Annotated in this window: 19 protein-coding genes and 1 pseudogene; 6 read left to right on the top strand and 14 right to left on the bottom strand. The window is 70.4% G+C overall.

All coding sequences use genetic code 11. The annotated features are described in order from the left end of the window. Position 1: 1 nt before the first annotated feature. The 5 genes from DFJ67_RS27435 to DFJ67_RS27415 all read right to left on the bottom strand — a co-directional run bounded on the left by DFJ67_RS27435 (position 2) and on the right by DFJ67_RS27415 (position 5002). The gene (locus DFJ67_RS27435; protein WP_116070669.1) at positions 2–940 is read right to left on the bottom strand and encodes a carbohydrate ABC transporter permease; all 939 of its coding nucleotides are present in this window, start codon (positions 938–940) and stop codon (positions 2–4) included. A gap of 54 nt (positions 941–994) precedes the next feature. Further along, positions 995–2305, bottom strand: a complete 1311-nt coding sequence (locus DFJ67_RS27430; RefSeq protein WP_116070668.1) for an ABC transporter substrate-binding protein — start codon at positions 2303–2305, stop codon at positions 995–997. An 81-nt stretch (positions 2306–2386) separates the two neighbouring features. After that, entirely contained in the window at positions 2387–3430 is a 1044-nt protein-coding gene (locus tag DFJ67_RS27425) for a LacI family DNA-binding transcriptional regulator (protein WP_239097281.1), read from the bottom strand. 142 nt (positions 3431–3572) lie between these two features. After that, positions 3573–4139 carry a GNAT family N-acetyltransferase gene (locus tag DFJ67_RS27420; protein ID WP_239097277.1) on the bottom strand — a complete coding sequence of 189 codons (567 nt, stop codon included), beginning with the start codon at positions 4137–4139 and terminating at the stop codon, positions 3573–3575. Positions 4140–4153: 14 nt separating this feature from the next. Further along, positions 4154–5002 (bottom strand): hypothetical protein, encoded by an 849-nt coding sequence (locus DFJ67_RS27415; RefSeq protein ID WP_147315620.1) that lies wholly within the window; start codon positions 5000–5002, stop codon positions 4154–4156. Positions 5003–5089: 87 nt separating this feature from the next. Here DFJ67_RS27415 and DFJ67_RS27410 point away from each other — a divergent pair, with 87 nt between their 5' ends. Both DFJ67_RS27410 and DFJ67_RS44580 read left to right on the top strand, forming a co-directional pair. Beyond that, positions 5090–5674: a hypothetical protein gene (locus DFJ67_RS27410; protein ID WP_147315619.1), complete on the top strand. Its 585-nt coding sequence runs from the start codon at positions 5090–5092 to the stop codon at positions 5672–5674. Positions 5675–5707: 33 nt separating this feature from the next. Then, positions 5708–7137 (top strand): annotated as a pseudogene (locus tag DFJ67_RS44580) (TerD family protein); the annotation flags it as partial. 509 nt (positions 7138–7646) lie between these two features. Here the strand turns inward: DFJ67_RS44580 and DFJ67_RS27400 are convergent. After that, on the bottom strand, positions 7647–8288 hold the full coding sequence (locus DFJ67_RS27400; protein ID WP_203783698.1) for a class I SAM-dependent methyltransferase: 642 nt from the start codon (positions 8286–8288) through the stop codon (positions 7647–7649). A 44-nt stretch (positions 8289–8332) separates the two neighbouring features. After that, on the bottom strand, positions 8333–9343 hold the full coding sequence (locus tag DFJ67_RS27395) for an alpha/beta fold hydrolase (RefSeq protein ID WP_170216002.1): 1011 nt from the start codon (positions 9341–9343) through the stop codon (positions 8333–8335). 71 nt (positions 9344–9414) lie between these two features. On the opposite strand from DFJ67_RS27395, the gene DFJ67_RS27390 reads away from it, so the two are divergent. Together DFJ67_RS27390 and DFJ67_RS27385 are read left to right on the top strand one after the other, a co-directional pair. Continuing rightward, positions 9415–9933, top strand: coding sequence for a SigE family RNA polymerase sigma factor (locus DFJ67_RS27390; protein ID WP_239097275.1), 519 nt, complete (start codon positions 9415–9417; stop codon positions 9931–9933). After that, the gene (locus DFJ67_RS27385) at positions 9930–10784 is read left to right on the top strand and encodes a hypothetical protein (protein WP_147315618.1); all 855 of its coding nucleotides are present in this window, start codon (positions 9930–9932) and stop codon (positions 10782–10784) included. Before DFJ67_RS27390 ends, DFJ67_RS27385 begins: the two co-directional genes overlap by 4 nt. 38 nt (positions 10785–10822) lie before the next feature. Here the strand turns inward: DFJ67_RS27385 and DFJ67_RS27380 are convergent, their stop codons facing one another. Genes DFJ67_RS27380 through metX form a run of 4 tightly spaced genes read right to left on the bottom strand, consistent with a single transcriptional unit; the run spans position 10823 to position 16000 of the window. Further along, on the bottom strand, positions 10823–12949 hold the full coding sequence (locus DFJ67_RS27380) for an acyltransferase family protein (RefSeq protein WP_116070660.1): 2127 nt from the start codon (positions 12947–12949) through the stop codon (positions 10823–10825). Between the two features lie 38 nt (positions 12950–12987). Next, on the bottom strand, positions 12988–13467 hold the full coding sequence (locus tag DFJ67_RS27375; protein ID WP_116070659.1) for a CoA-binding protein: 480 nt from the start codon (positions 13465–13467) through the stop codon (positions 12988–12990). Next, positions 13467–14792 carry an O-acetylhomoserine aminocarboxypropyltransferase/cysteine synthase family protein gene (locus DFJ67_RS27370; protein WP_116076694.1) on the bottom strand — a complete coding sequence of 442 codons (1326 nt, stop codon included), beginning with the start codon at positions 14790–14792 and terminating at the stop codon, positions 13467–13469. Before DFJ67_RS27370 ends, DFJ67_RS27375 begins: the two co-directional genes overlap by 1 nt. Positions 14793–14812: 20 nt before the next feature. Further along, positions 14813–16000 carry a homoserine O-acetyltransferase MetX gene (gene metX / locus DFJ67_RS27365; protein WP_116070658.1) on the bottom strand — a complete coding sequence of 396 codons (1188 nt, stop codon included), beginning with the start codon at positions 15998–16000 and terminating at the stop codon, positions 14813–14815. A 92-nt stretch (positions 16001–16092) separates the two neighbouring features. Here metX and DFJ67_RS27360 point away from each other — a divergent pair, with 92 nt between their 5' ends. Together DFJ67_RS27360 and DFJ67_RS27355 are read left to right on the top strand one after the other, a co-directional pair. Further along, positions 16093–16641 carry an OsmC family protein gene (locus tag DFJ67_RS27360; protein WP_116070657.1) on the top strand — a complete coding sequence of 183 codons (549 nt, stop codon included), beginning with the start codon at positions 16093–16095 and terminating at the stop codon, positions 16639–16641. A 7-nt stretch (positions 16642–16648) separates the two neighbouring features. Beyond that, entirely contained in the window at positions 16649–17875 is a 1227-nt protein-coding gene (locus DFJ67_RS27355; RefSeq protein ID WP_308442542.1) for an NAD(P)-binding domain-containing protein, read from the top strand. On the opposite strand, the gene DFJ67_RS27350 is transcribed toward DFJ67_RS27355, so the two are convergent. The 3 genes from DFJ67_RS27350 to DFJ67_RS27340 all read right to left on the bottom strand — a co-directional run bounded on the left by DFJ67_RS27350 (position 17872) and on the right by DFJ67_RS27340 (position 21436). Next, complete coding sequence (locus DFJ67_RS27350) at positions 17872–18072, bottom strand: DUF8691 family protein (RefSeq protein ID WP_116070655.1); 201 nt, start codon at positions 18070–18072, stop codon at positions 17872–17874. The two genes, DFJ67_RS27355 and DFJ67_RS27350, sit on opposite strands and share 4 nt — an antisense overlap. Beyond that, entirely contained in the window at positions 18069–18731 is a 663-nt protein-coding gene (locus tag DFJ67_RS27345) for a hypothetical protein (protein WP_116070654.1), read from the bottom strand. The genes DFJ67_RS27350 and DFJ67_RS27345 overlap by 4 nt, the downstream gene beginning before the upstream one ends. A gap of 68 nt (positions 18732–18799) precedes the next feature. Continuing rightward, complete coding sequence (locus DFJ67_RS27340; protein ID WP_116070653.1) at positions 18800–21436, bottom strand: winged helix-turn-helix domain-containing protein; 2637 nt, start codon at positions 21434–21436, stop codon at positions 18800–18802. Between the last annotated feature and the right edge of the window lie 17 nt (positions 21437–21453).

The following is a 21453-nucleotide window of genomic DNA, read 5'->3' as shown; positions in this document are numbered from 1 at the left end:
CTCAGACCTCCCGGTCCTGGCGCTCGCTGCGGTATTGCAGCCAGATGAACACCGCGGCCACCACGACGATGATCAGGGTGAGCACGGTGGAGATGGCTGAGCCGTAGCCGACCTGGAGCTTCTTGAAGAACGTGAAGTAGGCGAAGTAGGACGGGACGTTGGTCGCGTTCTCGGGACCGCCGCGGGTCAGCGCGAACACCGGGCCGAACACCTTCAGCGCGGCGATCGTGCAGGTCAGCGCGACCACGAAGGTCTCGGGCCGGATCTGCGCCAGGGTGATCGACCGGAAGCGGTGCCACCAGTTGGCACCGTCGACCTCGGCGGCCTCGTAGAGCTCGGGATCGACCCGTTGCAGCGCCGCCATGAACACGACGATCGGGTAGCCGATCTGCACCCAGATCATCACCGCCATCACGCTGGGCAGGGCGGTGTGGGGGTCGCCGAGCCAGTCGTGCCGCAGGGCACCGAGACCGATCGAGTCGAGCAGGCTGTTGAACGCGCCGTCGGGCCGCAGGATCCAGCCCCAGACGATGCCGGCCACCACGACCGGGAGCACCTGCGGCAGGTAGAACGCCGCGCGCAAAGCGGCGGCGGTGCGCGGCTTGAACCTGCGGGCGATGACGTCGAAGAGCACCGCGGCCAGGAGCAGCCCGAGCAGCGTCGGCACGACCACCATCGCGACGATCATCGCGAGGGTGTTCTTGAACGACGTCCAGAACACCTCGTCCTGGAACAGGCGCGTGTAGTTGTCGAAGCCGATGAAGGTGGGGTCACCGACGCCGGACCACTTGGTCAGTGACAGGTAGAGGGTGCCGGCCAGCGGAGCGCCGATGACGAGGATGAAGAGCACCGCGCCGGGCAGCAGGTAGAGCCAGTAGCCGGCGCCGCCACCGCGGCGCTTGCGCCGTGGTTTGGCAGGCTCGATCTCGGTGAGTGCCATGGGAGATCCTTCCGGGTGGGGTGGGCGCGCCGGGCGCGCCCACCCCTCGCCGTTCTACTTACCGGTGATCTCCTTGACGCCGTCGCTGTAGGGCTTGGCGATCGCGTCGAGCACCTGGTCGGGCGTCTTCGAGCCGTTGATCAGGCTCTGGAAACCGGAGACCAGCACGTCGTAGTAGCCGGGCACCGGCCAGTCCGGGTAGAACGCCAGACCGTCCTGCTGGCTGACCGTGTTGAAGTTCTCGATCAGCTTCTTGTTCTTCGGGTCGGTGATCTGCGAGGCGTCGGCGGCCACCGGAACACCACCGTTGTTGCCGATCAGCGCCTGGATCTCCGGCCGCATCGTAATGTCGATGAAGTCGTAGGCGAGGCTCTTGGCCTTGCTGCTGGTGGGAACCACCCAGAGGTTGCCCGACGAGCCGGCGTTGAGCTTGTTGCCCGGGAACAGGAACGAGTCCCAGTTGGCCTTCATCTCGTCCTTGAACCGGCCGTACCACCAGCTACCGGAGACGATCATCGGGACCTTGCCGGAGATGAACGCGGTGCCCATGTCCTCAGCCTTGAGGCTCGCCGAGTCCTTGGCGACGTAGCCCTTGGCCACGTAGTCGGCGAAGGCCTGCGCGCCGGCCTTCAGCGGGTCGGCCTTGAAGTCGACCGGGTTCTTGTAGAGCTGGTAGTTGTCGACGAACGAGCGGTCGGCCTTGGCCAGCGCGAGCTGGTAGAACAGCTGACCGGCCGGGTATTCGGCGCCGGCCTCGGCCAGCGGCGTGATGCCCTTGGCCACGAACGTGTCCATCGCCTTGGTGAACTCGTCGTAGGTGGTCGGCACGGCGACGCCGTTCTTGTCGAACAGGTCCTTGTTGTAATAGACCATGACGTATTCGCCGTAGTTCGGGATGCCGTACCAGTTGCCGTCGCCCATCACGCCCTTGTCGCTGTAGCGGGCGGTGGTCTGGAGGCTGGGGCTGAGCTTCTTGTCCCAGCCGCGCTTCTCGGTCTCGGCGGTCAGGTCGGTCAGCAGGCCCTGGGACGAGAGCAGGCCCGCGGTGGCGTTGCCCTTGTTGTATTCCATGATGTCGGGACCCTCAGTGGAGTTGAGGATCATGCCGGCGTTCTGCTGGATCTGCTCGAACGCCTTGCGCTCGAACTGGACCTCGACGCCCGGGTGCTCGGTCTTGAAGATCTCGATCGCCTTGTCCCAGGCGATCCCCATCGCGCTGTTGTCGCTCTCGTAGTGCCAGAGCTTGAGAACCTTGGCGTCGCTGCCTTCGCTGCCGCCACCCCCATCGCCGCCACACGCGGCCAGCGTCGTGCCGGCTATTGCCGCCAACACGACAGCGACGCCCAGCTTGCGGAATCGCCCCATTGCTATCCTCCTGATGAGTATCGAGCCGGTACTTGCCCGCCCGTCGTCGCGTGCCAGCGCGGCGACGGGCTTTTTGCTTGCTCAGCTGCCCGGCGGTCCCGAGCCGGTCAGCTCGTGTTGCTTCCTGGTCGGACAGGTCGATCCACGGATCTCCAACTTGCACGGCAGCAGTTGCTGGTGGGTCTCCCCGCCCGCGCCGTCCAACTGGCGTAGCAGGGCCTCCACCGCGATCCGGCCGAGCGCCGCACCGGGTGAGGTCATCGCGGTCAGTGCCGGGTGGGCCAGCTCGGCCACCTGCGGCGAGGTCACCATCGAGACGACCGAGACGTCGTCGGGCACCACCCGCCGCCGCACGGCCAGCTCGCCGAGGATGCCGAAGATCGCGTTTTCGTTCATGGCCAGCACAGCCGTCAGGTCGGGAGCTCGCTCGATGGCCGCGCTCAACGCGGCCCGGCCGCCGGCGGCGCTGTCCTCGGCCGGGATCATCACGGGCTCGAGCCCGTGCCCGGTCATCGCGGAGAAGAACGCGTCGCGGGTGCGCACCGCCGGCCCGTAGCCGGCCGCCAGCGCGGCGGCCGAGTGGTTGACGTAGACGATCCGGCGGTGGCCTAGCCCGACGACGTGCGCGACGGCCTCGCGGACGGTCTGGTCGAAGTCGATGTCGACGAACGGCAGGCCGGTGGTGTCGGCCGTCCGCCCGATCAGCACCACCGGCAGCCCGGCCTCCTGGAGGGCGGCGACCCGGCCGTCTTCGACCTGCACCTCCATCAGCACAACGCCGTCGAGCATCCGCTGGGTGGCCAGCCGGCGCAGGTCGTCGACGTCGGCGGCACCGACCGGGGAGAGCACCAGGTGGTAGCCGGCGACGCTGGCGGCGGCCGCCGCACCGGTCACGAAGGCGGTCTCGGTGGCGCCCAGGCCGCGCTCGTCCATCGGCATCAGCAGGCCGACGATCCGGCTGCGCCGGGTGGCCAGGCCGCGGGCCATCGCGTTGGGCTGGTAGTCGAGCTCGGCCATCGCGGCGAGCACCTTGGTGCGGGTGGCCTCGGAGATCGGGCGGGTGCCGGTGAGCACGTAAGACACGGTGCTGACCGAGACCCGGGCAAGGCGGGCGACGTCGTGCATGGTGGCCACCGCGCACCTCCCTTGGCCAGCAGTGGGATCGCTCCCGGGCCCGTCGTCGAAGCGTTTCGACTAACCGGTTCGACGAACGGTAAGACACGTGTTACGACGGCGTCAATAGCTGATGTCGAGACGTGATCCGGGGTCAGATCGTGGCGCGCATGACCCACCGCCACTTGGCGATCTTGCGGACCCGGGCGAAGCCGTGCCGGGCGTATAACTCCTCGGGCCCGGTGTGCAGGAAGGCTCCCCGCTGCGGCGGCCGCTCCTCGGTCTGCTCCGGGTAGGCCTCGACGACACCGCCGCCGGCCCGCTTGATCTCGTCGAGGGCCGCGGCGACCGCGGCGGCGGCGACACCCTTGCCACGATCCTTCGAGTTGGTGAACACGCAGCCGATGCGCCAGTCGGGCAGTTCGTCGAGCCCTCGCTCGTATGCGCGGAGATTCTTGATGTTGGGCAGTTCGGGCGGGGAGCCGAACTGACACCAGCCGACGCAGCGATCGCCGTCGTAGACGAGCACCTGGTGGACCGATCCGCGCGTCACGTGCTGACGCTTGGCCTCGCGGTTGCCGGCCGCGGTGTGCCCGGCGCCGACGCCCTCCGGATGGAAGCCCATGCACCAGCAGCCACCCCACACGCCATTGTTGGCCTCGACCAGCGCCGCGAAGTCGGACCAGGTCTCCGGCGCGAGCATGCGAGTCGTCAATGTCATGCGGGCAGTGTGGCCTAGCGGTCCGACAAAACCTCCGGACTCTCGATCACCACGCGGTTGCCGAGAGGAGCGGCGAGGTAGACGTCGTAGGGCTCCCCCGCTCGAGCGATCGCGACGCAGGGCTGGTCCCGCTCCTCGGGGCCGGGTGTCGACACGGTCTCACCCACGGTGGTGAGCAGGACGGTGGTCGCGGTCTCGGTGACCTCGACCCGGTAGCGCATCACCGGGTCGCTCCGACAGCCTCTCCCCGGCACGGCGGTCCGGATCCGCCGGCCGTCGGGTGAGACGTGGGTGGGCGGCAGCGTCGCGGCGTTGTTGGGCTCGCCGTAGCGCCAGAACGCCTCCTTGCCCACGGCCGGCCAGGCGACGGTGCCGTTGACGTCGGGCCCACCGAACAGCCAGGCCGGCAGCCGCAGCGGGCCGCGGTCGGTGTCGAACGCCGCGGAACCCAGCGTCACCGTTGTGAAACGGACGGGCGCGAGGCTGGCATCGGCCGAGCCCTGCCCGCGCAGCGATGCGAACGCGTCGGCCGGGGGCAATGCCGGAAGGGTGAACCGCCCGTCGAACAGGTAGGCATCGACGGTCGCCGGCGCCTCGGGCGCCGTCGTGGCCAGCTCGATCCGCCCGGCCAGGAACGCCAGCTTGGCATCGCCGGTGCGGAACCCGGTGGCCGCGCCACCGGCCGCGGCCGCCCACCCGACCATGCCGCCGCTCACGATGATCGGGCGCGGCACCCGGTCGACGGGGAACGTGTCCCACTCCCCCGCGCTGTCGATGACGCCGGGGCCGCGCGGAGCGCCAACGACGTCGTGCGTGCCGGGCCGCGCACACGCGCCGACCAGCGCGACGACAGCGAGCGCCATGCAGAACACGGGAAACACACGCCGGGCCATACGAGCTGTGACGTCGCCACTGCCCGGGCGGTTCCGCGATGGCTGTAGTGTTCGCCGATGCTCGACGACGCATCGCTCCTCCGCAGGATGGCGGCAACACCATCAATCTCTGGCGTGCTGCGGCAGTTGGTCTACTTCGATGTCGAAGACATCGCGTCCGTGACCGGATCCGGTGCGCGGTTGTCCTCTGGCGCGAGCCTGCACCTCATCGCGTGCGACGGCGCCGCGGGGAGGTTCTTCTCCGTCGGCGCGGAGGCGCCCACGCAACGCGTCATGTATGCGGACTCCGAAGGTGGCGCCGGCATGGTCGGATCCAGCCTAGGGAGCTCGCTGGCCACGATGGTCGCCTTGCCCAACTGGCGCGACCTGCTCGGCTTCTCCGGCGGCGGCGATCTCGACCAGATGCGCAGAGCCCAGGCGTGGCTCGAGGATGACATGCGACGCGGATGTCCTGACCTCGATCAGGTTCAGGCCACGCTGGTCGGCGGCCTTGAATTGAATCTGCCCGACGACCCCGTACTGACCTTGTGGGAATCCGTGCACACCACGGATCCGACGGACTTCTTCACCGACGATCAAGACGGTGGGCTGCCATGGGGCTCGCTCTTCGGGGAATGGACGATCGAACGTCTGATGCGCTGACGCCAGCGGCCTGCGTTGAAAGTGGAGGTCGGCGTGCTCGAGAAGCTGATCATTCAGAAGACCTTGCGTGTCCCGGCGAGCACCGGCGCGGCCGGCGACGGCACTCCCGTGGCCCGCCAGCTCGATGCGGCGCTGCTCGATGTCGGGTTCTCCGCGTCGGAGGCGCTGCTCGCACACATCGGCACGCTGGCTCCCGGGCCGGCGATGGACCTCGCCGCCACGGTCGTGTCGGCGGTGCGCGAGTTGGTCGGCGACCACGTCCCCCGGAGCGGCGGGTCTTGCTGGCCTCGCTCGACGAGGTCGTCGGCGCGAGCCCGGGCAAGCTCGCCGACGTGGCGCGCTACGCGGAGCGGTGGAAGCGGCTCGGCGAGCGGCTGCACCCGCACGAATACGCCCAGTGGCCGCACGCCCAGGAGGTTTTCACTGTCGCACGTGGACAGCGTCGAGTGCCCAGCATCGCCGGCCGCACCGAGGCGGCGATCCGCGCCGGAGCCATCGCCCCGGCCGCGTCGGTGCTGTCGGCCGCGCCGGGCCTGCTGCTGCGCTCCACCGACCGGTTGCTGCGACTGGCATCGCCGGCCGAGCGGAGCGTCGTGGTCGAGGCGGTGACGGGTGCGCTCGGCTCGGCGTCGGGCCGGGTGCTCTGCTCGCTGCGTGAGCACGTGGCCACCCGTCTGGCGCCCGCGTCGGCCCGGATCTAGCCGGGTCGTTCGCGCCGCGCCTGGGTCGGTCCGGACAAGCGGCCGCCGCTGCCGGCCGAGCTGGTGGCCGAGCTGTCGGCGTTGCTGGACAAGGAGATCAGCGCCCGGCTGCCGGAACCCGAGCGGCCGCTGGTGGTCGACCCGGCCGTGCTCGACGTCGCGCTGCCGCTGTCCGGCAAGGCGACCGAGGCCGGATTCGCGGTGCTGCCAAGGGGTTCCCGGGCAGCGGTGTCCGGTGAGCTGCTGCGCTTCTTCACCTACTGGCGGCAGACCAGCCGGCGCACCGACTACGACCTGTCGGTGCTGCTCCTCGACGGCGACTTCCACACCGCTGGGCAGGTGTCAATCACCAACTACCACCACGGCGGCGTGGTGCACTCCGGCGACATCACCGACGCGACAAACGGTGCGACGGAGTTCATCGACGTGCCGCTCGACGTCGACGCGCCTTACGTGGTTCCGCAGGTCTTCATCTACGCGGGCGAGTCGTTCGACGAGATCGGCGAGTCGATGTTCGGCTACCAGACCCGCACGCGAGACCAGAAGGGAGCACCGTTCGACGCGCGGACCGTGCGGGCGCGTTCCCACCTGCGCGGCCAGGGCCGGGTCGCGCTGCCGATGGTGTTCGCGAAGGGCGAGACCGGCTGGCAGGCGGTGTGGCTACACCTTTACCTGCGCGGCCGGCCGTCGTTCAACCGGGTAGAGGATAACCCGGGTGTCGATCGGGTAAGAGAGGGCATGGATCGCAATGTGGTCAAGGTGCTGCTGGCCGCTTGGGAACGTCCCGACTTCCGGGCCGGCCTCCAGCATCTGATCGACCTCGACGAGGTGACGTCGCTGCTCGCCGCACTCGCCGTCGACGACCACGACGACGAGGTGCGGCAGCGGGCGATGGACCTGCTGCGGTCGGCGCTGGAGGAAGCGGAGATCCGCCGTGCGGTGCTGCTGCTGATCGAGACCGACGACATCCGGCACAGCCTCGCCGACGCGATCGCCGACAACCTCACCGATCGGCCCGGGCTCGCGACCGCGATCCGGTCCGCCCTCGACGATCCGGCCGTCCGCGCCGAGTTTCGCGACGCCCTCGAGTCTCCGGCGTTGCGGGCGCTGGTGTGGAAGGTGGCCGAAGACGAGTTCCGCGGCCGCCGGCTGACCCTGATCGGGCAGGCGATCCTGCTGCTCCTGCGGCACCGGCCCGCCCGCCGGCTGGCCTGGGCGCTCAAGCGGCATGGCGTTGTCCGGGAACTGCGCCGCAAGCCGACCGACCCCGATCAGGCGTAGGCCACCCCCGCGATCTGCGTGTTGAAGGTGACGAACGGGGTGTGCAGCCGGTAGGGCTCGATCTCGACCCGGGCGAACCCGGCACCACGCAGCAGGCCGGCCAGATCCCGTTCGCACGAGCAGCCCTCGAAGGTCCAGGCCCACGGCCGGCGCAGCGCCCGCTGGAGCGCCCGCGTGGGAGTGCCGGACCGGGCGGCCACGTGCTCCACGAAACGGAAGGTGCCACCGGGACGCAGGATGCGCCGGATCTCGGCCAGGACCTCGGCGGGGTCGGTCACCGTGCACAGCACGAGCGACGAGATCACCGTGTCGACGCTCTGGTCAGGCAGGCCGGTGCGTTCGGCGAGACTGTCGCGCAGGTCCAGCTTCACACCGCGGCGCGCGGCACCGGCCCGCAGCCGCGGGTGCATGGGTACGTTGGGCTCGATCGCGACGAGCGTCGATCCCGGGCGCAGATAAGGGAGGTTGGCGCCCACACCGGCGCCGAGCTCGACGACGGTGTCCGGCAGCGAGGCGTACACCCGTCGCTTGTGTTTTCGCACGTTCAGCTCGATGAATGGGCCGAAGAGGCTGAAGAACGCGGCGTTGAACGGGCCTCGCGCCCGATGCAGCTCGAAAAGGGTGTCGGTCACCAGAACCACTCTGCGCGGATCCCGGCCGCGTTTCAGGCGTATTACTACCCCAGTTGGTCGCGCCACCACGCGGCGATCTGGGCGCGGGACCGGAAACCGAGCCGCAGCCGGATCCGCTCGACGTGACCCTCGGCCGAGCGCTCGTCGATGCCCAGCCGGGTCGCGATCTCACGGTTGGTGCGGCCCTCGCTCACCAGCTCGGCCACCTCCCGCTGGCGTGCCGTCAAGCCGTCGGCACGGCGCCGCGCCACCGGCAGGCCGAGGAAGCGGCGGACCACCCGCACCAACTCGTCGCGCTCCCCCGCGTAGGGCAGGTGTGATCGGCCGGGCAGCAGCACGAGCTGGGCACCGTCGATGCCGGCGGCAAGTGCCTCGGCCTGCGCCACGGGGGCCGCGCGGTCGCCGGTGCGATGCACGACGAGTGTCGGCGCCCGCACCTGACCGAGCAGGTCGCTGACGTCGAGCCGATAACTCAGGGCCAACAGCTCCCGCGCGGTCACGGCGCTCGAGCACGCGCGCTGGTAGCGGGCCAGCTCGGCACGCGTCGACCGGTCGGCGTCGGGCGCGAAGATGTCGGTCAGCACATCCGAACCCAGACCCCAGTGCGACTCGATCAAACCTAGAACATTTTCGCGTACGCCCGGCGAGGAAAGCTCGTCGCCGCGCACCCAGCCGCCGTAGAGGACCAGGCGCCGCACCGTCTCGGGGTGGGTGGCGGCCCACGCGACGGCCACCGGTGCACCCATCGAGGTGCCCATCAGATCGAAGGGTTCGTCCAATGTGGCCGCGATCGCGGCCAGTTGCTCCAGCTCGAACGCCAACGACGCCGGGCGGTTGGTGGCCGGCGACAGGCCGCTCCCGGCGCGGTCATAGCGGACGAGCCGGCAGCCCCGCGCCAACGCCTCGTAGAGTGCGCGTTCGGCTGGCAACTCCCAGCCCAGCTCGAGATGGGTCAGCCAACCCATCACGTAGACCAGCGGGCGGCCTTCACCGACCGAGGCGTAGGACACGGCGGTGCCGTCTGCCAACGTCACCTGCGAAAGCCGCTGCCGCACCAGACGATTGTCGCGCACGCTCAACCTGGAAGGCCGTCGTGTCGTCCTTGGATGCGACGGAAGGAGAACGTGTGCCTCGTAAGGAGAGGTTCGAGGGCCTGGACGCCTTCGTCGCTGAGCGCGGCGGTGTCCTGCTCGCGACGGCCGTGCTGCTGACCGGCAGCCGTGCGGCCGGCGAAGACCTGCTGCAATCGGCGCTGGAACGGCTGATGCGGCACTGGAACCGGGTCAGTGGTGACCGGGAGGGCTATCTACGCCGGACGTTGTATCACCTCGCGGTCGACCAGTGGCGCAGCCGGAAGCGGCGGCCGGAGGTGCTGGCCGAGGTGGAGCAGCCGGGACAGAGCGACGGCACCGACACGTTGGATCTGCGGCAGGCCCTGATCGAGGCGCTGGCCACGCTGCCGCCGCGGCAGCGGGCGGTGCTGGTGCTGCGCTACTGGGAGCAGTTCAGCGAGGCGGAGTCCGCCGAGGTGCTCGGTTGCTCGATCGGCACCGTCAAATCGACCGCCTCGCGGGGACTGGCCCGGCTGCGCGAGGTCACGGCCGTGTGGGCGAAGGACGACGTTCGGAATGGAGCGAGAGGATGACCATGAATATCGAGGATGAACTGCGGGCCGGGATGCGCGAGCAGGTCGCCGGCGTCGCGGTGCGCACCGGGCTCGTCGCCGCGGCGGCCCAGCGCCACCGCCGCCGGACGATGGTGCACCGCGCGATGTATGCGACCGGCGTCTTCGGCCTGGCCGGGGCACTGGCCGCGGTCGTGGCCGTCAGCGGCGGCGACGCGCCCGCGGTGAACGCCCAACAGCCCGCGGAGCCGCGGCTGGAACTTGTCGCCGCCGTCACCGCGAGCCAGAACATCAGCTACCGGATGAAGGTCACGCTCGGCAGCCGGGAGGATCCGGACGGCTGGGGCTCCGCCGAGGGCGCCTACGACCCGGCGACGCGTTCCGGCTATCTCAACTCACCGCAGCTCGACGGCCCCGGCGTCTACTACCAGCGGCTGGTCGACGGGGTGCTCTACCTGGGATCCAACGGCGGCCCGACCTGGAAGCAGGAGCTCGGCGACCGGCTCGAATACGGTGACGCGCTCCAGGGCGCGGCCTCCGCGTCGGCGGACCCGGAAGTGCTCTTCGAGACCCTGCGTCAGGCCGGCCTCACCGTCACCGAGACCCCGGCCGGCTATCACTTCGAGACCAGCAAACCGTTGGACGGCACGCTCTTCGTGACCGGCACCGCCACCCTCGCGGGCGACATCAGCCTCGACACGGCCGGCCGGATCGCCAAGGTCACCGCCAACGAGTCGATGAAGGGCCAGTTCAAGCCGAACGTGAAGGGTGGCGTGGCGATCGACTCCGGCAACGTGGTGACCGTCGAGCTGTCCGACTACGGCACGCCGGTGCAGGTGGAGAAGCCGACCGACGTCGTGGTCGTCAAGTAGGCGGCCGAACGGACCCCGGGCACCCGCCCGGGGTCTGTTCACGAGTAGCGCACGGTCACGCCGGCCGCGGTCATCGCCCGCGCGATTTGTGGCGTCATCGTCTTCACGTAGGTGGCCGTGAGGTGCGAACTGCGGCGGTAGATCATCACGTTGCCGATCACCGCGGGGCACCGGTCGGTCGGGCAGATCGTGTCGAACATGTCGATCATCTTGACGCTCGGGTGTCCGGCGACGGCCTTCTGCTGGGTCTGGAAGCCGAGGTCGGCCTCCTGCCGCGCCGGGTCGAACGAACACGCCGACAGCTTCGTGCGGTGCGCGTCGACGCACTGCATCTCCTCGAACCCCGGACCCGAGTTGTTGGCGATCACGACGACCTTGCTGCCGTTGGCCTCGAGCCTGCCCCACGTGTCCTGCATGCCGTCGACCATCGCGTCCACCGACGCGCCGCCGTCCGGGTCGGCGGCCTTCGCCGACGTCTGCGAGGTGAACACGTACGCCGGTTTGTCGGCGAGCAGCCGGGCGAGCAGTGCCTTGTTCCATGCGGTGCAGTCGGCGTAGGGCTTGTCGGGGTCGTCGCCGGTCAGGGCCGTGGCGCTGGTGAACGCGCAGGCGCCCTTGAACGCCACGACCACCTTCCAGTCGTTCTGCTCGGCCAGCACCTGGAACGCCGGCAGCCACTGGTCGGCCTTGGAGTCGCCGACCAGCGCGACCGTCGTCTTACCCTTCGGGTTGCCGTAGGTGCAGTAGATGAGATCCGCGAGCACCATGAGCTGGAAGCATTTGTCGGCGGTCGTGTCGGGTAGGTCGTCGCGGGCCTTCAGCGGTTCGGGCGTGATGAACGCGAACCGCTCCGGGACCGGGCCGCCGCGCCGTTCTTGTCCAATGAGGACGCCCGCACCGGGCGCGTAGCGGGCCGCGGGCGACTCGGCCGGTGTGGCGGCGGCGCTCAGCAGCACCAGGACCATTCCCGCGCAGACGCCGGCCAGCGTGAAGTTGCCGCCGAGGCTGAGTGCCAGGCGGGGCGAGCGGGAGATGGCAGGCGCGTACCGCAGCGGATTTTCCACGATTTTGAAGGTGAGCCAGGCCGGTATGAACGATGCCGCGGCGACGATGAGGCCCTGCGTGACCGACAGGTCGCCGAAGCGCGCGGCGGCGATCACGATCATGGGCCAATGCCACAGATAGAGGGAGTACGAGATGTCGCCGACCCACTGGAAGGGCCGGGTGCCCAGGATCGCGACCGGTCCGCGCGCGCCGGCCGAGACACCGGCGGCGATGACGGCGGCCGAGCCGAGCACCGGCGCTGCCGCGAGGTAGCCGGGCCAGGCGCTGTCGGTCGTGACCAGGAACCCGGCGGCGACGATCGCGCCGAGGCCGAGCCAGCCCAGGGCGATCGCGGCCGAGCGTGGCAGCCGGCCCAGGTGCGCCGCGACCAGCGCCACGGCGGCGCCGACGGCGAGTTCCCACAGGCGGGTGGTGGAGACGAAGAAGGCCCGCTCCGGCGACGCGGCGGTCTGGATGATCGACCAGGCGAACGAGGGCACGGCGATGACGAGCAGGCCGATCCACAGCACCGGCCGCGGGTCGGAGCGGCGCAACCGCCGGGCGACCAGGATGGTTCCGATGATCAGCAGCGGCCAGAGCAGATAGAACTGCTCCTCGACGGCCAGCGACCAGAAGTGCTGCGCGGGCGACGGCGCGAGGCCGGCCGCCAGGTAGTCGACGGCGCGGTCGGCGAACCGCCAGTTGACCAGGTAGACCGCGGACGCGAGCAGGTCGCCGCCGATGTCGTGCCAGCGCTCGCGGGCGACGAACAGCCACGTCGCGACCGCCGTCGCGATGAGCACGACGGTCGCGGCGGGCAGGATCCGCTTGGCCCGGCGGGCGTAGAAGCCGGCGAGCGAGATCCGGCCGGTGCGCCCGATCTCGCCGACGAGTTGGCGGGTGATCAGGAAGCCGGAGATGACGAAGAAGACGTCGACGCCGACGAAGCCGCCGGGCAGGAACCCGACGCCGGCGTGGTAGATCAGCACCAGCCCGACGGCGACCGCGCGCAGCCCGGCCACGTCGGGCCGGAAGCGCCCGGACGTCTCCTCCACCGCCGGCGCCACCTGGTCTTCGGTGGCAACCGCCGGCGGGGCGCTGGTCACGTGCGCGGATGTCATCCGGGTCCTCGGTCGAAGGGGGTCTCCGGCCAGGAACCCTACTGGAGGCCGGAGCGCACCGAGGTCACACGTTGGGTGTTGAAGCCGAGCCAGTGCATGCGGCCGATGTAGCGGGCGTGCTCCACCTTGATGCAGCGGTCGACGACGACCTCGACGCCGCCCTCGTCGGCGATGCGGGTGCCCTCCTCGTTGATGACGCCGAACTGGCACCACATGAGGCCCGCCTTGATCTGCACCGCTTCGCGGGCGATGCCCGGCAGCGCGTCGGGTGCCCGGAAGACGTCGACGATGTCGACCGGGACCGGCACGTCGAGCAGGCTCGGGTAGCTCGTCTCACCCAGGATCTGCTTCTCGCGCGGGTTGACCGGGATCACCCGGTAACCGTGCCGTTTGAGGTAGTAGCCGACGAAATAGCTCGCCCGCAGCTCGTTGCTCGACAGGCCGACGACGGCGATCGTCTTGGCGGTGTGCAGCACCCGCTGGATCGTCGACGTGTCCTGATAGCGCGCCAGGTCCATCAGAGGTCACCTTTCGAACTGGCCACGTTGGCGAAGCCCTGCTCCAGGTCCCAGATCAGGTCGTCGGCCGACTCCGTGCCGACCGAGAGTCGCACGGTGCCCGGCGCCACGCCGGCCGCGCGCAACTCGTCGTCGCTGAGTTGGCGGTGCGTGGTGCTCCCGGGATGGATGATCAGGCTCTTGGCGTCACCGACATTGGCGAGGTGTGACCACAGGGTCACGCCCCGGATCAGGTCCTGGCCGCCCGCCCGGCCGCCGGCGCAGTCGAAGGAGAACACCGCTCCCGCGCCGCGCGGCAGGTATTTCTCGACCAGGGGCCGATAGACACTCCCCGGCAGACCCGGGTAGTTGACGTTGCTGGCCAGCTCGTGCGACTCGAGGAAGCTCGCGATCTTCCGCGCGTTCTCGACGTGGCGGTCCATCCGCAGCGACAGCGTCTCGAGCCCCTGGAGGAACAGGAACGCGTTGAACGGCGACATCGCCGCGCCGAGGTCGCGCAGGGTCTCCGCGCGCAGCTTCATCAGGTAGCCGTAGGTGCCGAACGTCTCGTGGAACTTCAGGCCGTGGTAGGCCGGCGACGGGTCGGCGATCACCGGGAACCGGCCGTTGGACCAGTCGAACGTGCCCGCCTCGACGACGACGCCGCCGATGCTGGTGCCGTGCCCGCCGATGAACTTCGTCGCCGAGTGGATGACGATGTCGGCACCCCACTCGATGGGGCGGCACAGGTAGGGCGTCGCGAAGGTGTTGTCGACGATCAGCGGCAGGTCGTGCTCGTGCGCGATGCCGGCCACGGTCTCGATGTCGAGCACGTTGCCGGCGGGGTTGCCGATCGTCTCGCCGAAGAACGCCTTCGTGTTGGGCCGCACCGCCTTGCGCCACGCCTCGGGATCGTCGGGGTCGACCCAGGTCAGCTCGACGCTCATCTTGCGCAGCAGGTGCTTGAGCTGGTTGACCGTGCCGCCGTAGAGCGCCGACGACGAGACGACGTGGTCGCCGGGCTCGAGCAGCGTGAACAGGGCGGCGGCCTGGGCGGCGATGCCGCTGGCGAAGCCGACCGCGCCGCTGCCGCCTTCCAGGTTGGCGACCCGCTCCTCGAACACGGCCACGGTCGGGTTCATGATCCGTGAGTAGGTGTTGCCGTATTCCTGGAGGTTGAAGTAGGCGGCCGCCGACTCCGGGTCTTCGAAGACGTAGCTGGTCGTCTGGAAGATCGGCACCGCGCGGGCGCCCGTGTTGGGGTCGGGCCGCTGGCCGGCGTGCAGTTGCCGCGTCTCGAACCCGAACTCGCGGTCCTGTTCGGCGCGGGGGAGCTGATCAGTCACAAATGCCTCTTCCTCGGACGTCACGCCGCGCCGCCCTCGGCGAGGAAGCGGCGGATGATGGGGATCTGCCGGGCCTCCTCGAGGAGGAAGCAGTCATGCCCGTACGGCGCCTCGATCAGGTGATATTCGACGGGCTTGTCGAGGGCGCGCAGCGCGTCCTCGATCTGCGTCGACGCGACCGGCGGGTAGAGCCAGTCGGAGCTGAAGGCGATCAGGAGCGTCCGCGCCGACACGTCTTTGAGCGCCGTCGCGAGCGAGCCGCCATGCTGCCGGGCCAGGTCGAAGTAGGTCAGTGCCCGGGACAGGTAGAGGTAGGTGTTGGCGTCGAACCGCCGCACGAAGCTGCCCGCCTGATGGCGCAGGTAGCTCTCGATCTCGAACTCGGGCTCGGTGATCGTGTAGCGGATGTCGTCGGCGAACTGGAGCCGGCGGGCGAACTTGTCTTCCAGCGCCACGGCCGACAGGTAGGTGATGTGGCCGACCATCCGGGCGACGCCCATGCCGGCCTCGGGTGCGCGCCCGGTGCCGTAGTAGCGACCTTCCTGCCAGGCCGGGTCGCGCATGATCGCGTCGCGGGCGATCGAGTTCCAGGCCACCCCCTGCGGGTGCAGGGCGTGGGTGCTGGCGATCGCCACGACGGCGTCGACCCGGTCGGGATAGAGCACCGCCCATTCGAGGGCCTGCATGCCACCCAGCGATCCACCGGCCACGGCCGCGAGCCGCTCGATGCCCAACTCCGCGAGGAAGGCCCGCTGGGTGCGGACCATGTCGGCGACCGTGACGACCGGGAAGTCGGCGCCGTAGGGCGCGCCGGTCGCCGGGTCGATCGACGAGGGGCCGGTCGTGCCCTTGCAGCCGCCGAGCACGTTGGTCGAGACGACGAAGAACTCGTCGGTGTCGAACGCCTTGCCCGGGCCGATCATGCCGTCCCACCAGCCCAGGGCCCGGCCGGCGGCACCGTCGCGGGCCTCGGCGGCGAACCCGTCGCGGGTGCTGGCCTCGGCCGGCGACTCGGACAGCCCGGCCGCGTGCGCGTCGCCGCTGAGGGCGTGGCAGACCAGGATGACGTTGTCACGGGCGGGGGAAAGTGTGCCGTAGGTCTCGTATGCCACCCGCACGCCGGCCAGTTCGCGGCCGCAGTCGAGCCGCACGGGCTCCGGCAGGTCGAGGTGGCGCGTCTCGACGGTGCCGACCGACTGCGAGGTCATGTCTGGTCCTTGCTGGGAGGGGCGGTGTAGTTTCACGATGTCTGGCAATCCGATAGGAATTGTAGATCGACTTTCGAGGGGGGCTCACGGACATGACGGACGTGGACAACGGGGTCAATGTGCAGGCGTTGCTCGACGCCCGCGAAGTGCTCAAGGGTGCGGCCGAGGCCGCCCAGTTCACCTGGCGCGCCACCTCCAAGTGGGAGAACGGCGTGCACAGCACCACGAAGATACAGAACTTCTATGGGCTCGGTGAGGAGCACCAGCACAAGACCGAGGCGGTCTTCGACGCCGACCACCCGGAGGTGTTCGCCGCGCAGGACCAGGGCATCACCCCGATCGAGTATCTGCTCGTCGGTCTGGCGAGCTGCCTGACGGCCGGCGTGGCGTCGGTCGCCCAGAACCGCGGCATCCAGCTTCGCTCCGTCGAGGCCCAGGTCGAGGGCAACCACGACATCCGCGGCATCCTCGGTGTCGACAGCGACGTCCGCAACGGCTACAACGACATCAAGGTCACCTTCTCGATCGACGCCGACGCGTCGCGCCAGGAGATCGAGGCGCTGGTGGCCCAGTCGCAGAAGCGCTCCGCGGTCTTCGACGCCCTGACCAACCCGACCGACGTCACCGTCGAAGTCGCCTGAAAGGCCGATTGTCATCGAGCACGTCACCACAGTCGTCATCGGCGGGGGGCACGCAGGGCTGACGGCGAGTGCGCTGCTCGGCGAGCGGTCGATCGACCACGTCGTGCTGGAACGCGGCGAGGTAGCCAACTCGTGGCGGCGGGAACGGTGGGACTCACTGCGAACGCTGACCCCCAACTGGATGAACCGCCTGCCGGGGCAAGGCTACGACGGCCCTGACCCGGACGGCTATATGGCGATGGGCGAAGTGGTCGACCTCATCGACCGCTTCGCCCTGGCCACGAAGGCGCCCGTCCGCACCGGCACCGAGGTCACCTCGCTGCGCCGTCTCGGCGACGGTTACGCGGTGACGACCAACGACGGCGAGCTCGGCTGCCGCGCGGTGGTCATCGCCAGCGGTGCCTGCAACCGCCCGAGCGTCCCGGCTCTCGCCGCCGCCGTGCCGGCCTCGGTCGCGCAGTTCACGCCGTTCGACTACCAGGGTCCGGAGAACCTGCCCGACGGTGGTGTGCTGGTCGTGGGCGCCTCGGCGACCGGCGTCCAACTCGCGGCCGAGATCCGCCGGTCCGGCCGGCCCGTCGTGCTCTCGGCCGGGGAGCACGTCCGGCTGCCGCGCCTCTACCGCGGCCGTGACGTGCTGTGGTGGATGGACGCGTCCGGGGTGTGGGACCAGCGCTACGACGAGGTCGACGACCTCACCCGGGCCCGGCGGCTCCCGTCGCCGCAACTCGTCGGCACGCCGGAACGCGCGACGCTCGACCTCGGCACGCTGGCGTCTCTTGGAGTGGAGCTGGTCGGCCGCCTGTCGGCGATCCGCGGCACCGAGGCGTTGTTCTCCGGCGGCCTGCGCAACGTGTTCGCGCTCGCGGACCTGAAGCTGACCCGCCTGCTGGACACGTTCGACGAGTGGGCGATCAGGTCCGGATTCGACGGCCCACCGCCGGAGCGACCGGCGCCGACCCCGGCACCGAAGACGCCGCGGCTGCGGCTCGACCTGGCCGGCGGCGACATCAGCGCGATCGTGTGGGCGACCGGCTTCCGGCCCGACTACGGCTGGCTCGACGTGCCGGTCGTCGACGAGAAGGGCAACCTGCGCCACGACGGCGGCGTGGTGGACAGCCCGGGCCTCTATGCCCTGGGCCTGCCATTGCTGCGGCGCCGCCGGTCGACGTTCATCCACGGCATCGAAGACGACGCCCGCGCGGTGATCGGACACCTCGCGAGCGCGCTCTAGTCCCGGACCGTCTCGAGCGAGATCAGCGTGGTGCCGAGGTCGCGGATCTTCGTCAGGATGCCGTGCAGTTCGGCCTGGTCGGCCAGCGCGCCGCGGAGGGTGGTGGTGCCGTCGTCCTCGCGGACGACGGCCAGGCCACCGAACCAGGCCGACCAGTGCTCGTCGAGATGACCCTCGATCCGCAGCTCGTAGATCACCGCGACCCCGCGAGCACCGCCTGGGTGCGGGCAGCCACGCCGGTGCGCCACAACGCGTACCCGAGGCCGATCAGCGCGATGCCGTTCGGGAAGGCCAGGAACCGATAGAAAGCGTCCGGCAGCACCGAGAGTACGACCGTGACGACTCCCCCGACGGCCAGCAGCACAGCGGCCCAGCGGGCGAGGACCCTGGCCCGATAGAGCGCGATGCCGAAGATCAGGCCCCCGGCCAGATAGCCGAAGCCCTGCACCCGGATGACGGTCTCCAACAGGCCGATGTCGCCTTCCGGGGTGCCGTTGGTCGCCGCCGCCAGCACGTCGTTGACGTAACCGGGATCGGTGTCCGAAAGGGACGGAAGGACGGCGGCCGAGACCAGCGCCGTGCTCAGGATGAGCAGATAGCCGCCGCCGAGCACCAGGAAGCCGATCAGGCCGAGCACGCCGGACTCCTTCACCTGGCGGAGATACATTCCGGCGATGCCGGCCAGCGCCAGGGCGGCCATCAGCACCTTCAGGCAGTTGCGCACGGCCCACTCGGTCGTGCCGACCGAGGTGACGTCGGAGTGTGGGTGGTTGATCTGGACGCCGATGAAGATGAGTCCGGCGAGGACGGCGGCGACGCCGGCCGCCCGGCTCAGTGCGGTGGGGGTGATAGTCATGCCCGCAACCTATGAACGGACCGGCCAGCGGCGCGTCACCACATGATGTGACCCCGCGATGTGACCCCTTAGATGAGCCCCCGCTCGCGGGCCTGGCGCACCGCCGCCGCCCGGGTGGTCACGTCGAGCTTCGTGAAGATCCGCTTGGTGTGGGTACGCAGCGTGTTGACCGTGACGAACAGCTCCCGGGCGATCTCCGGTCCGGTGCGGTCGCTCTCGAGCAGCCGGAGCACCTGGAGTTCGCGGTCGCTCAGCCGGCCACCCGGTGGTTGCCGCGGATCGCCGACGCGCTCCAGAAGGCGCCTGGCCGGCGCGCGGTCGGCGGCGGCGTGCAGCAGGGCCAGCATCGGGGCGCCCTCGTCGAGGTAGAGCCGGACGTGGCTGTCCGGCTCCGGCGTGTCGGCGAAGCTCTGGTCAAACGCGGCGAGCGCGGCCGGTAAGTCGCCGCGGGCCTGGTGGGCCAGGGCCCGCAGCACCCGGATCTCGCGCACGCTGCCGTCCCGCCGGGCCGTCACCGCCGCCGCGAGCAACCGGTCGAGCAGTGCCAGGGCCTCGTCGGCCCGGTGCTGGGCGAGCAGGAGCCGCACGTGCGCCAGGTGCTCGTACTCGTGGAGGTAGTCGAGTTCCTGGGCCCAGCCGCCGGCAGGTTCGGTCAGGTCGCCGCGCCTGATCTGGACTCGGGCCTTCAGCGCGGCGATCGGACGCAGGTCGGGGTAGAAGCCGTGCCGGTAGCGCGCCTCGGCCTGGTCGAGCAGCAGGAGGGCGCCGGGGTGGTCGCCGCGGGCCGCGCGGACCTGGGCCATGACGACGTACCAACGATGCTGGTTCTCGGTGATGGAGGCGCGTTCGCCGAGGATCCGGGCCGACTCGAGGTGGGCCTCGGCGGCGGGCAGGTCGTCGAGTTCGCGGTCGAGTTCGGCCAGGCCGACGTGGAGGTCGGCCGTCGCGCGGGGGTAGGGCGGTCCACCGGCCGTCGCGGTTTCCAACGCCTGCTCGAACAGCCGCCGGGCCCGGCCCGGGCGGCCCGCGGCAACCCACATGTCGGCGAGCGACACCGTGCCGTCGAGCTCGTCGACGAGGTTGCCCGCGGCGTGCAGGCTGCGCATGGCGTCGCCGAAAGTGGACAGTCCCTCATGGACATTCCCGGAGGTCCAGGCGGCCAGGCCGAGGAAGCCGCCGCCGGCACCGCGGATGAGATGGTCGTCGGGGCCGGCCAGGCCCAGGGCGTGCCGGGCATGGCGGACGGTGCCGGCGACGTCGCCGCGGGCCTGCGCCACCGACGCCCGGTAGATCGCGATGGTCGCCGGTGCCGTCCGCAGGTCCTCGGTGTCGGCCCAGGTCGCCGCCAGGTCGGCGTCCTGTGCCCCGGCGGCGAGCGCCGCCTCCGCGTCGTCGAGCCGCGCTTCGACCGCGTCGAGGTCGCCGGTCATCAGCCGCACCCAACCGGAAACGACGCTCAGGACCGGGCTGCGGCGGACCACCGGCTCAGGCAACGACCGTATCCAGGCCAGCAGCAGGCCGTCCTGGCGGCTGCGGCGCACCTCCGGCAGCGCCTCCTCCATCAGAAAAGCGGCCCGGCCGAAGTCGTCGGCGGCGAGCGCGTGCCGGACCGCGTCCGCGACCTGGCCGTGCGCCTCGAACCAGACGCTGGCGCGCGCGTGCAGGCGCGGTACGTCTAGCGGATGCTCCGCGAGCAGCCGCGCCTGGAGCACGTCGGCGAACAGGTGGTGATAGCGATACCAGGAGCGGTCGGTGTCGAGCGGCACGACGAAGAGGTTCCCGCGCTCCAGGTCGGCCAGCATTCCCGCACCACCGCTGCCCGCGGTGACCGCGTCGCAGAGCGGGCCGCTGAGCCGGTCCAGAACGGCGGTGCGGAGCAGGAAGTCGCGGACCGGCGCGGGTTGCCGGGCCAGCACCTCGTCGGCGAGATAGTCGATGACGAACCGGTTGCTGCCGGCGAAGGCCGCGATGAAGCCGGCGACCTCGGCGCGGTCGGCGATCCCGTGCAGGGACAGGGCGGCGAGTTGCAGCCCGGCGATCCAGCCCTCGGTGCGATCCTCCAGCGCGGCCACGTCGGCCGCGGTCAACTCCAGCCCCATGACGCCGTTGAGGAAGTCGCGCGCCTCGGAGGCGGTGAAGCGCAGGTCAGCGGCGCGGACCTCGGTGAGTTGCCCGCGGGTGCGCAACCGGGCGAGCGGCAGCGGTGGATCGGCGCGGGTCGCGATGATCAGGTGCAGCCGGTCCGGAAGGTGGTCGAGCAGGAAGGTGACCGCCTCGTGGACCTCGGCCGCACCGATCGCGTGGTAGTCGTCGAGCACGAGCACCCAGTGCTTGTCGGAGTCGCGGGCACCGGCGTGGACGATGTCATTGACGAGGGGTGTCAGGTCGGCGGTCGGCGGCTCGACATCGAGGCCGGCGCGTTGCATCGCCGCGACCAGGTGGGCCAGGAAGCGGGGCAGGTCGTTGTCGCCGTCGTCGAGGGAAAGCCAGCCGGCCCGCGTGTGCGGGTGCCGTTGCGCCAGGTCGGCGAGCCAGTCGCCGAGCAGGGTGGTCTTGCCGAAACCGGCCGGTGCGGACACGAGGGTCAGCCGGTGGCCCGGGTCGAGCGTGCTGCCCAGCCCCTCGGTCACCCGCGGGCGGGCGACCAGCCGCGCGCGCCGGGCCGGCGCGAACAACTTGGTCGCGAGGACCGGGGTCGACGCCATGACCGGATGATAGAAGG

The sequence above is a fragment of the Asanoa ferruginea genome, from assembly GCF_003387075.1.
GTDB lineage: Bacteria > Actinomycetota > Actinomycetes > Mycobacteriales > Micromonosporaceae > Asanoa > Asanoa ferruginea.
The sequence above is the reverse complement of the archived record's forward strand: the minus strand, read 5'-3'. Positions and strand labels throughout refer to the sequence as shown.

Bases quoted from the DNA above. Each gene is read 5' to 3' on its own strand.
- DFJ67_RS27435 (WP_116070669.1), bottom strand. From the start codon at position 940: ATGGCACTCACCGAGATCGAGCCTGCCAAACCACGGCGCAAGCGCCGC.
- DFJ67_RS27430 (WP_116070668.1), bottom strand. From the start codon at position 2,305: ATGGGGCGATTCCGCAAGCTGGGCGTCGCTGTCGTGTTGGCGGCAATA.
- DFJ67_RS27425 (WP_239097281.1), bottom strand. From the start codon at position 3,430: ATGCACGACGTCGCCCGCCTTGCCCGGGTCTCGGTCAGCACCGTGTCT.
- DFJ67_RS27420 (WP_239097277.1), bottom strand. From the start codon at position 4,139: ATGACATTGACGACTCGCATGCTCGCGCCGGAGACCTGGTCCGACTTC.
- DFJ67_RS27415 (WP_147315620.1), bottom strand. From the start codon at position 5,002: ATGGCGCTCGCTGTCGTCGCGCTGGTCGGCGCGTGTGCGCGGCCCGGC.
- DFJ67_RS27410 (WP_147315619.1), top strand. From the start codon at position 5,090: ATGCTCGACGACGCATCGCTCCTCCGCAGGATGGCGGCAACACCATCA.
- DFJ67_RS27385 (WP_147315618.1), top strand. From the start codon at position 9,930: ATGACCATGAATATCGAGGATGAACTGCGGGCCGGGATGCGCGAGCAG.
- DFJ67_RS27380 (WP_116070660.1), bottom strand. From the start codon at position 12,949: ATGACATCCGCGCACGTGACCAGCGCCCCGCCGGCGGTTGCCACCGAA.
- DFJ67_RS27375 (WP_116070659.1), bottom strand. From the start codon at position 13,467: ATGGACCTGGCGCGCTATCAGGACACGTCGACGATCCAGCGGGTGCTG.
- metX (WP_116070658.1), bottom strand. From the start codon at position 16,000: ATGACCTCGCAGTCGGTCGGCACCGTCGAGACGCGCCACCTCGACCTG.
- DFJ67_RS27360 (WP_116070657.1), top strand. From the start codon at position 16,093: ATGACGGACGTGGACAACGGGGTCAATGTGCAGGCGTTGCTCGACGCC.
- DFJ67_RS27345 (WP_116070654.1), bottom strand. From the start codon at position 18,731: ATGACTATCACCCCCACCGCACTGAGCCGGGCGGCCGGCGTCGCCGCC.
- DFJ67_RS27340 (WP_116070653.1), bottom strand. From the start codon at position 21,436: ATGGCGTCGACCCCGGTCCTCGCGACCAAGTTGTTCGCGCCGGCCCGG.